The sequence below is a fragment of the Nostoc sp. genome (genome assembly GCF_036917455.1).
Classification (GTDB): Bacteria; Cyanobacteriota; Cyanobacteriia; order Cyanobacteriales; family Nostocaceae; genus Nostoc.
Genome location: NZ_JBALDK010000014.1, coordinates 1 through 10,772 on the forward strand (window position 1 = coordinate 1; position 10,772 = coordinate 10,772).

Consider the following 10,772-nt stretch of genomic DNA (forward strand, 5'->3'; position numbering starts at 1 on the left):
TGTCTACTGATTAGAGAATTAGGTGTTATAAAGTATTAAAACATATAAGTATTTCAGCGATCGCTCTTTGGAGAAAAACTTTTTGGTTTACTGGTGTATACACAAGTTTAGTTGGCAATCAAATGGATAGAGGCATAACGGAAAATTATTTTTAAAATTCTTGATTTTCCGTTATGCATCTATCAATCTGCTGAAATTACGAATTACGAATTACGAATTACTTATTGTACCAGGCTTTTCGCCATTGTTGCATTCCTTTAATCTCTACCTCTTGCGCTTTAACAATTTCTTGGGCTAATTTCTTGATTTCAGGACGCTTAGACTTACTTAAAGCATCTTGTCCCATTTTTACAGCCCCTTCATGGTGAGGAATCATCGCATTGATAAAGCGCAAATCAAACTCAGCATCCGCTGCACCTAAATCCTGACTCATCATCATGCCTTTCATTTGATCGGACGACATCTCCATCATGTGACCCATTTGGCTGTTGTAAGCCATTGGTTTATCTCCCGCCTTGGGATACCAAGCTTGTCGCCACTGCTTCATCTGAGTGATTTCTTGGTTTTGCGATTTGATAATATTGTCTGCTAGTTTTTTGATTTCAGGACGTTTTGATTTCACCTGTGCTTCTTTAGCCATTTCCACAGCCCCTTGATGGTGCGGTATCATAGCATCGATAAATCGTAAATCAAAATTAGTATCGGCTGGGCCTAAATCCATTCCCATACTGTGCATCATCTGCTGGTCATTAGCAGTGGTGGCGGTTGTTTCTGGCGCTTGGCTTTGGTTCTGGGAAGCAGTGCTAGTACAGCCTGTGATTAACCCACCTACTGAAGCGATCGCACTAAAGGTTAACGCTAAAAAGCTATTCCTCAAAGATAGCAGTTGCATCAGTCTCACCTAATAAGTTTCCTATTTCTATATTTACTTATTAGTTTGGCAGCTAGAAATGAAATTAGGATCAATCGCCAGCGAATTAAACCATCCGGATGAAGTCTATGTAATATCAGGGGCGTTAACAAAAAATGGATAAAGTCGAGATTAGAGGATATTTGCAAAGTTCTCTTGTCGGTATCAAAAGTTTTAGACCCCTCTAATTAGATAGCGAACATGGTTCAGTGCTGACAGAATTATATTCGTTAGGTCTTTTTACAGAATTGGGAATATCCCAATTTTTTCGCCATTACCATTGTGAAAAAGGGTGTTTTACTAAATTGCTGTTAAAATATCTGGAGTCATCAGAAACTTCTTGTCCAATCCAGTTTGGTAGTTCAATTTGTTGATTTTCATCATTGAGTTCAACTTCTGCTAATATTAATCCCTTGTTAACACCGTCAAACTCATCTATTTCCCAAATCAAACCACCAAACTCGATTTTAAATCTGACTTTTTCTACAAAGGGACGTTCACATAATGTCTCAAGTATTTCTTGAGCATCCTTCACAGGAATAGGATACTCAAACTCTAATCTCGAATATTTGATACTGGGGCCCTTAATGGTCAAATAACTTTTTTCACCTACTATACGTATACGTACAGTTGTTTTGTCTTGTGTGGCAATGTATCCTTGACGATATACACTACCCTCGGCTAATCCTCTCCAACTATCTCCTCTAACTAAATATTTCCGCTCTATTTCTTTCGCCATTTTTACAATACCTTCGCTAAAAAAAGACTATGAATAAAGAGGGTTGATGTGTAGAGTTGTTGTCTTTGAAACACCAACTCTAAAGCTACAAGCAACTCATATTCGACATCCTATCATTATTACAAGTTTACAAAAACTTACCTTAATTCTAAGATTCGCTATTTTCAACATGTAGAGGAATCGTAAAATCAAAAAGTGTCTAAAGTCACAGTGAAAAACTTGTTCATTCAACCTCTAAGACAGTTAAGATAACTAAGTAGGTCGGTGGAAATATTTGTTGTTAGGATAAAAAGGGAGCAGGAATTAGGATACAAGAAGGAATAGGGTTTTAGCCTAATTCATTTTTTTAGATAGTTTTGTTTATTTAAACCACATTTTATATAGCGATCGCACCAAAAACCCTGACAACAGATGAACTCCATAACATTCATGCCTACTGGCGGGGTGCAAACTATATTTCCTGTTAGCTTACGTAGTTTTCCTGGACGCGAAGGATGTTACGATATCCTTCACCAGCTGAATCTGACTTATGAAATTAGTTTGCTCCCAAAGCGATCTCAGTACAAACCTCTCACTCGTCAGTCGTGCAGTACCTTCACGACCAACTCATCCAGTACTTGCTAATGTGCTGTTACAAGCGGATGCTGAAACTAACCAAGTAAGCTTAACAGCCTTCGATCTCAGCTTAGGAATCCGCACCAGCTTTAACGCAGACGTATGGCAAGGAGGTGCGATCGCACTTCCTGCTAAGTTACTTGTAGATATCACCTCTCGTCTTCCAGAAGGCGAAATCACTTTAGACGATGAATCAGCCCTTACAGGTGCAACATCCAGTGGAGAAGGTTTAATAGTCACACTCACACCCAAGAGTGGACATTACCAAGTCCGAGCAATGGGGCCTGAAGAATTTCCCGAACTACCTATAATTGAAAATACCGAAGTAATCCATCTCACCACCGCCGCATTAATTGAGGGATTACGGGGTTCATTGTTTGCAACGAGTGGTGATGAAACTAAGCAAGTACTCACAGGAGTACATTTAACAGTTAAACAAGATACCCTGGAATTTGCAGCTACCGACGGACATCGCCTAGCAGTTGTAGAAACTAACAACGAACGTCCTCTAGGTGGAACTAGTCAACTAGAAGTGACAGTACCAGCGAGAGCATTACGCGAACTCCAACGAATGCTAGCTCATAGCGCCTCATCAGATGAACCTGTAGCTTTATATTTCGATCAAGGTCAAGTTGTCTTTGCGTGGCAAAATCAGCGCTTGACTAGTCGCACATTAGAAGGGCAATATCCTGCTTATCGACAATTGATTCCGCGTCAATTTGAGCGAGAAGTGACAATTGAACGGCGACAATTCGTCAGCACTTTGGAACGAATTGCTGTGCTAGCCGATCAGAAAAATAATATTGTCAAGGTCAGTATTGATAGCGAAGCTCAAGAAATTACCTTATCTTGTGAAGCTCAAGATGTGGGTAGTGGTAGAGAGTCAATGCCAGCACAAGTTTCTGGGGAAAACATTGAAATTGCTTTTAACATTAAATATTTGATGGAAGGCTTGAAAGAGTTACCATCTTCCGAAATTCAAATGCATTTGAATCAAAGCCTGACTCCAGTGATTTTTACACCATTAGGTGGTTTGAAAATGACCTATTTAGCTATGCCTGTGCAACTTAGAAGTTAAAAAAAACCTCCTGAAAAAGAGGAAATTAGCTATAAAGGGCGAGGTCTTGCTCGCCCATCGAGTCTCTATCTACGATGTTCAATATCGTAAATGGCACGCTTAGTTGCTTTAAGTGCAACATCGATATGCTGAAGAGAGCGATGTTGCAAACCACGTGCAGAGCGATCGTCTTCCTCACGCCTCACATCGGAATGCACTTTGTTTAATATTTCCTCTGCCTTGTGTAACCGTCCAGGATGATTATTGGGGACATCGATATTTGGATGATTGTGGATGTCTTTGCCATCATCAAAAGATGCCTTTTTAATGTCGTTAATAGTGTAATCTATCTGCTGAATAGCAACATCTTCTTGGGCGCTAACGGCAGCATCGCCTGGGCGATGTTCTAGCAGCCACCGTGCAGTGCGTAAATCAGTGAGCGCGTGCAGATAATAAGGGTGCTTTCCTGGCAAGTCAGCATACGCAGATCCTGAAGTCATTAATAGACTGTTACCTAGAACTACTGCTACTAACCCCGTGAAGATACTAATCGAACGAATTTGATGCTTAATCATATTTTTGAATCGGTAAATCAAGGAAGTCTACATTATTTAGACTTCTTGGTTTCACAAAAGGTTTAATTATATTTACGTCAATGTTGTGTAGTTAATATGTCAATCTTCTGCCTTGTGCCCTCTGTCTTTTTTGTAACAGATTGGACAACACTCTCAACAAGGTTTTATTGCTGAGGGATTCAACCCATTGTGAAGTAAAGGGGACTGGGGATTGGTGAACTCGCTGCCCCCTCTGGGGATTAGGGGCGATGGGGACTGGGAAAAGTTTTTTAAAATTTGGTGGTGGGTAAAAGCCTCCACCATAATTTTTCAATTTGGCACTTAATCCCTAGTAAAGAGTCCCCAGTCCCGGAGCGGTTTTATTTCTACGATTTGGTGATTTGTTTAATGGGAATTTCAATCCAAAATTCTGTACCTAACCCCGACTGAGAATCACATCTAAACACGCCACCATGTTTATCTACGACAATCTGGTAACTAATTGACAACCCCAAGCCAGTGCCTTTTCCCACTGGCTTAGTTGTGAAAAAGGGATCGCAAATTCTTGCCTTTAGGGTTTCGGGTATTCCTGGGCCATTGTCCGCAATGCGAATAACTACGCTTTTAACATTACCTTCCATCTCTGCGATCGCAGTCTGGATGATAATTTGACTGCTATGAGGTTTTGATGTAGACACTCTACAATCTTCTAGAGCATCGATCGCATTGCTTAAAACATTCATAAAGACCTGATTCAGTGGCCCGGCATAGCACTCTACTAAAGGAAGGTTGCTGTATTCTTTGACTAATTTAATCGCTGGACTTTCCGGTTTTGCTTTCAAGCGATGCTGCAAAATTAGCAAGGTGCTATCAATGCCCTCATGAATATCAACTGGCTTCATTTCTGCGTGATCGAGGCGGGAGAAATTCCGTAAACCCAAGACTATCTGCCGGATGCGATCGATGCCAATTTTCATGGAGGATAAGGTTTTGGGCAAATCCTCAATGAGAAACTCTAAGTCTATCTCAAATGCGCGATCGCGAATCTCAGGGTTTGGGTTAGGACAATTTTGCAAATAGAGGTCTAATATACCGAGTAAATCTTCGGCGTAATCATTAACATGATTGATGTTGCCATAAATAAAGTTCACCGGGTTATTAATTTCATGAGCAACACCAGCTACCAATTGACCTAATGAGGACATTTTCTCAGTTTGGATCAGTTGGGTTTGAGTTTGCTTTAAATCATTCAGAGCTAAAGCCAGCTTTTCTGTCTGCTCTTTGGTCTGATTATGCAATTGAGCTTGTTGGAGCGCAACCCCAAGCTGATTGGCAATTTGAGTGATAAATTTAATTTCCGAAGCTTCCCAATGACGGGGGGCAGAGTTCTGATAAGCTGCTAGCAAGCCCCATAGCTGTTGTCCGATAAATATAGGTGCGATCGCATAAGCCCTTGCTTGAATTTGCTCTAGAACTGATACGTGGCATTGAGAGTGGCCAACTTCATAGATATCATCCACTGCAAAGGTTTCATTGTGACGATATCGCCCACCTTGGGTTTCCTGCAAATAGCTATCTTGCCAAACGGTGTTAGTGTTCGAACCTACTAGCTTTACCCAGCTATCGCCCACAAACTCGGCGATATATTCACCACTCCAATCAGCCTGGAATTGAAAGACTGCAACTCGATCCGCTTGTAATGATTTACAGATTTCTTGGGTGGTTGTCTGAAAAATCGCATCTAAATCGAGAGATTCCCTAACTTTTGCCACAACTTCAAACAATACCCGTTGTTGTTCTGCTGCCTGTTGCAAATTTAACGTCTGTTGTCGTGTCTGAGTAAGTAATTCAGCTTGCTGGAGTGCTACCCCCATTTGAGCCGCAATCTGACTGAGGAAGTTAACTTCAGAGGTTTTCCATTGCCGGGGGCCAGTGTGTTGATAAGTTGCTAGTAAACCCCAAAGTTTTTGCCCAACAAAAATCGGAGCAAGCACAAAAGCGTAAATTTGAAACTGCTCTAGATTGTCGATATGACACTGAGCAAATCCCATTTTGTAGATGTCATCGACTGCAAATGTTTCATTGTTGCGATAACGTCCTCCCTTTGTATCTTGTAAGTAGGTGTCATTCCAAATTGTATTAATACCTAATTTGGACTCATTCGACCAATATGGACTAGCAGCCTCGAAATCCCCGACAAATTCACCACCCCAACTAGAATCGAAACGATAAACCGAAACGCGATCGGCTTTGATTAATTGACAAACTTCTTTAGTAGTGGTTTGAAAAATAGTATCTGTGTCCAGAGATTCTCGAATCTCGGCAATAACTTTAAACACAGCCTGTTCTTGTTCAGATGTCCGTTGTAACTCAACTGTGCGTCTTTTAACTTGTTTTTCTAAATTTTCATTGAAGACTTGTACTTGTTGGTATAGTTCATACTGCTGAACTGCTGAAGCAAAGTGTTTACCCAAGTTTCTAGCCAGTTCAATTTCTTCAGCCGTCCATTTTTGAGATTGTGCTTCTTTAGATTCGCGCCAAGCCTCAAAGGATTGTCGGGGGTACAGTTGCCTTTGATCGCTGTCATACTGCCCCGCCCATAGAGTTTCTGTATCTATTTCGTTGCGAAAAATACTTAAGTAGCCCAGCAGCTGCTGACGATATTGGAGTGGGATCATCAACATGCTGCGAATTTTAGTTGGTTGAAAAGCAACTTGCAAACTTCGCAAACTAGGAGTGTTATATATATCTAAAATCGGCCAAACATCGTATTTACCAGACTTGTAGTGTTCTTGCCAGACACTATACTGCTCTATGAGTGGATATATAGTTTGTTCTGGCATCACAGGTTGCTGTCCACAGATATAAAGCTTGATACAAGTATTTCCTGGTATTAAGCATTCTGTTAAGTTAGTCACGTTGCCATTGTAGAAATCAAAAGCTTCATTTCTAATGCAAAGCCTGCCACCAACGCCATTAAAGGCAGCAACAGCCGCTTCTAGGGCTGGTTGTAATACAATCGTCGGTAGTGAATGTAGCAGCGTAGCAATACGATTTACGATCCTTTCTCGTTCGGCTGTTTTACGGACTTGAGTGAGCAAGGAACTTTGAGCGATCGCTACTGAGAGCTGATCTACTACCATTTGTACTGCTTCTAGTTCATATTCTGAAATCAAACGCGCTTGGGAATTATGAGACACCAGCAGCCCCCAAAGTTTATCTTGATAAAGAATAGGGGCTACTACAGAGGACTTTACCCCCATTGCTTTCAAATATTCAATATGGCAGGAGTCTACAGAACGGTAACGAATCTCCTCTGATATAGTTTCTCCATTATCCAAGTCACGCAAGTGAATTTGACCAATTTCTTGAGTATCAACATTTACAACAGAACGCACCCGTGATTTAACAAATAGTTCACGGGCGTTGAGTGGAATGTCATCAGCCGGGAAATTCAGCCCCAGTAATGACGGCAAACGATTATTATAGATAGACTCAGCAATGACCTGACCATTGCCATCGGCATGAAATTTGTAAATCATCACTCGGTCAGTTTTTAGGAGCGATCGCACCTCTGCCGTTGTCACTGTGATAATTTCTTCAAACTCTAAGCTTCGTCGAATCCGGTTTGTAATCCGGCGGAGTAAACTTTCTTCATGACGATACAAGGATAAATCTTGTTCACGGTTTGAGGTCATTGCTTATAACAAAATCAATTAATAATTTGTAAAATTGACATAATTAAATCTCAGTCCATTTTGAAATTTATTTAAGTAATTTGTCTTCAGTAAAACTACGGTCAAACCATTAAGAAAACTATTTTTTTACCTTTTATAAAAATTTATCAAAACATCACAAAAACAGACGCTAAAAAAATGCGTCTGTACTAGCTACAATAAAAGATTATTGCTTTTGAATTTTGAGTTTTTGCCAAACATTGCCGAAGCAACAAACTTAAACTCTTATATTGTCAGTAAAGCGAATTTTCAGATAGTCATCTTCCATCTTTGCCCCTCCGGGTTGTAGTGCTGCTAAGGCTTGTGGTAAAACTAAGTTGCGACGGTGGTTGCCAATAGTGATGTTTAATTCATCTCCATTCTTACTGAGTTGAACTTGGTTTTTAGGAATACCAGGTAAATAAATTTCTAAGCTGTATTGCTTTTCCTCTTGCACGACTCTCATGGTCGTTTCTTTATAATAAACCTGAGTCGGATCTTCATCTTTATAAAGAGTTTCCTTCAGGCGTTCTAATGCAGCTAATCCGCACATTTCCTCAGAAAAAAGTGGAACTTCTTTCACAGGTAGAGGGTGGAAATTATCATGAATTTCCTGGCGATATTGCTCCTGACTTTCCTTCCAACGTTGGAAAAATGGGTCTTGAACAACGCTAGGAATAATTCGATTAGCCACAATTAAATCTGTTGCAACATTATACAAACTCAGATAAGCATGGGCACGCAGAGACTCCTTAATCACCATCTTTTCGGGATTTGTTACCAGACGCACTGAAGTTTGAGTATTGTCTGTTAATACTTTTTCCAGAGCTTCAATTTGTTCATAAAACTCATAAGGTGCATCCATCACCTCTTTATCTGGTAGCGAAAAACCAGCAATTGGTCTAAAAAAAGGTTCAACCAGAGGGCGAAGTGCTACCGAGATGTTTTGAAATGGTTTGTAAAAACGGCGCATATACCAGCCGCCGACTTCAGGTAAACTCAGCAAGCGCAGTGCAGTCCCAGTGGGGGCTGAGTCGATAATTAAAACATCAAACTCACCCTCATCGTAATGGCGTTTCATCCTTACCAAGCCAAAAATCTCATCCATGCCTGGTAAAATGGCCAATTCTTCTGCCTGTACCCCATCTAAACCCCTTGCCTGTAAAACTTGGGTAATGTAACGTTTTACAGCACCCCAGTTTCCCTCCAGTTCTTGCAGCGCATCCAATTCTGCACCCCAAAGATTTGGGCGAATTTTTTGGGGTGCATGTCCCAGTTCCATGTCAAAACTGTCTGCTAGGGAATGAGCGGGATCTGTACTTAAAACCAATGTCTGATAGCCTAGCTCCGCGCAACGGAGTCCAGTTGCAGCAGCAACAGAAGTTTTGCCCACGCCGCCTTTACCAGTCATCAAAATTACACGCATAGATGCTTCTATCCTGCCTGAGAATTTTTTACATTTATTTACATTATCGACTGTTTAAGGAAAATAAATGTTGTGCCCAGGTATGAACAGTGTCTAACTCAAAAAAAAATCGGTAGGCGGCAATGCAAGAAAATCATATCGGAAGCCAAGCGATGTTTTCGTAGCCGTAGAATGAGTTAAGTCCGCGATCGCTACAAAGCGCCACATCGGAGAAGTCATTTTGGAAGACAGGAGGCAGAGGGCAGGAGGCAGGAGGAAAACTGCCCTCTACTCTTGAACTGCCGCGATCGCTAGGTCATAAAAATTCTGCCCTTTTCTCTCTGTCACCTATAGTTAGAGAATATATTAATAACCAATTAGTCGAAAATAAAATTAGCTACAGGTTCAAATCTAAAGTAGATCGTATAGATCCAAAATTAAGTTTGATGAGACAAGGGGATTTTTCCCCTTGTTCGGAAGCAACCTCAGATGTAATCGTTATCAGCATGGGCTAAAGCCCCGCTAACCCTAACAGCACTTTGCCATACATCTTATTTCCATTTCTTCACTTTTTATTCCAGAGACTTAAAAATGCTTGAGAAATAGCTGGGGTAATCTGACTTTGTAAGTGATTTAGTGCATCACGATGGTTTTGATTGTTGTCATCATAATAAGTAAACAAATTCGTCAGCTTGACAATCTCAGGATTTTGATCGTTTGTCCCTCTCCATTTGTTAGTAACTTTGTGTAAAACGTCTTTGGGTAGGTTTTGTTGTAAGTTATTTAACGCTGCGATGTAAGAAGGATTTTGAGGATTCTTTTTGAATTGGAAGCATAAATCTATCAGCTTGAGTTGTGATTGTGGCTGCGGCTGGGGCTTATCTGTTAGGCTAGGTTGCTGTAGAATTTGACGCTGTTCAATAGTGGCAATACCATTTTCAGTTAAACCCTGAGATTTCTGAAATTTCTTGACTGCTGTATAAGTAGCTGGGCCATAAAAAGGCTTGTCTTGAGGAATTTCGGCATTGCTTGCATAACCGTGAAACTTCAATCTATTCTGAAGCCCTTTGACTGTATCTTCCATTACAGTTCGAGTCTCGGCATCAGCGTTACCATTTACCACAAGTTTTTGTGAGTACTGTTTCTGAAACTTTTTAATTGCTTCTTCCGTAGGATCGTCTGTCAATGAGTTATTATTGCGCTTCCAGGGAGCGAATTTAGTGAGATCCGGCTTCGGATCAATCTCAGGGGCTAAATATCCCAACCCAATCAATATATGACGGATGACTTCAGGGCTACTAATAGCCATACTTTTTGGTTCCTTTGCTACTAAACTACCATTTAATGTATCTTGTTTTACAAAAGTTAAGTAAGTAGAAATAAACAAATCTAACATATCTTATTTGCAAGGCGTTCCAAAAGTTAAGCGATATGTGACAACAAGTTGCTTTACTAGGAGACATTCGGCGTAGGCAACTACACATACAGTAAAAAGAATAAGCGATCGCTTATTCTCAACTATTGATGATACTACGTAGCAGGGGCACGCATCTATCTGTACATCCCTACTGCTCTACCCACTATGAACTTATCAAAATTAATCTCATAGAGTACTAGCTAACTGACTCTCTGGCGTTGACAACACATAAAAACTCATCGTCACTCTTAGGTAAAAAAACAGAATAGACATCTCCGAAAACGTTCAAAGCCTTTATGGGGCTAGACTATAGCCCCTAAACGCAATCATTCTAAATTAGCTAGTCTGTACGAAAAAAT

Annotated in this window: 7 protein-coding genes; 1 reads left to right on the forward strand and 6 read right to left on the reverse strand. The window is 40.6% G+C overall.

Going from position 1 to position 10,772, the window contains the following annotated elements:
• Positions 1-217 precede the first annotated feature (217 nt).
• Positions 218-892: a DUF305 domain-containing protein gene (locus V7K42_RS00875; protein ID WP_334912660.1), complete on the reverse strand. Its 675-nt coding sequence runs from the start codon at positions 890-892 to the stop codon at positions 218-220.
• Between the two features lie 292 nt (positions 893-1,184).
• The gene (locus V7K42_RS00880; RefSeq protein WP_334912662.1) at positions 1,185-1,649 is read right to left on the reverse strand and encodes a CYTH domain-containing protein; all 465 of its coding nucleotides are present in this window, start codon (positions 1,647-1,649) and stop codon (positions 1,185-1,187) included.
• Between the two features lie 529 nt (positions 1,650-2,178).
• On the opposite strand from V7K42_RS00880, the gene dnaN reads away from it, so the two are divergent.
• Positions 2,179-3,342, forward strand: a complete 1,164-nt coding sequence (gene dnaN / locus V7K42_RS00885) for a DNA polymerase III subunit beta (protein ID WP_334912664.1) — start codon at positions 2,179-2,181, stop codon at positions 3,340-3,342.
• 65 nt (positions 3,343-3,407) lie between these two features.
• Here the strand turns inward: dnaN and V7K42_RS00890 are convergent, their stop codons facing one another.
• From V7K42_RS00890 to V7K42_RS00905, 4 genes are all read right to left on the reverse strand, one after another.
• The gene (locus V7K42_RS00890) at positions 3,408-3,896 is read right to left on the reverse strand and encodes a hypothetical protein (protein WP_334912666.1); all 489 of its coding nucleotides are present in this window, start codon (positions 3,894-3,896) and stop codon (positions 3,408-3,410) included.
• Positions 3,897-4,261: 365 nt separating this feature from the next.
• Positions 4,262-7,573 carry a GAF domain-containing protein gene (locus V7K42_RS00895; protein ID WP_334912668.1) on the reverse strand — a complete coding sequence of 1,104 codons (3,312 nt, stop codon included), beginning with the start codon at positions 7,571-7,573 and terminating at the stop codon, positions 4,262-4,264.
• Between the two features lie 256 nt (positions 7,574-7,829).
• On the reverse strand, positions 7,830-9,017 hold the full coding sequence (locus tag V7K42_RS00900; RefSeq protein WP_334890316.1) for a TRC40/GET3/ArsA family transport-energizing ATPase: 1,188 nt from the start codon (positions 9,015-9,017) through the stop codon (positions 7,830-7,832).
• A 544-nt stretch (positions 9,018-9,561) separates the two neighbouring features.
• Positions 9,562-10,392 (reverse strand): peptidoglycan-binding domain-containing protein, encoded by an 831-nt coding sequence (locus V7K42_RS00905; protein WP_334912671.1) that lies wholly within the window; start codon positions 10,390-10,392, stop codon positions 9,562-9,564.
• Between the last annotated feature and the right edge of the window lie 380 nt (positions 10,393-10,772).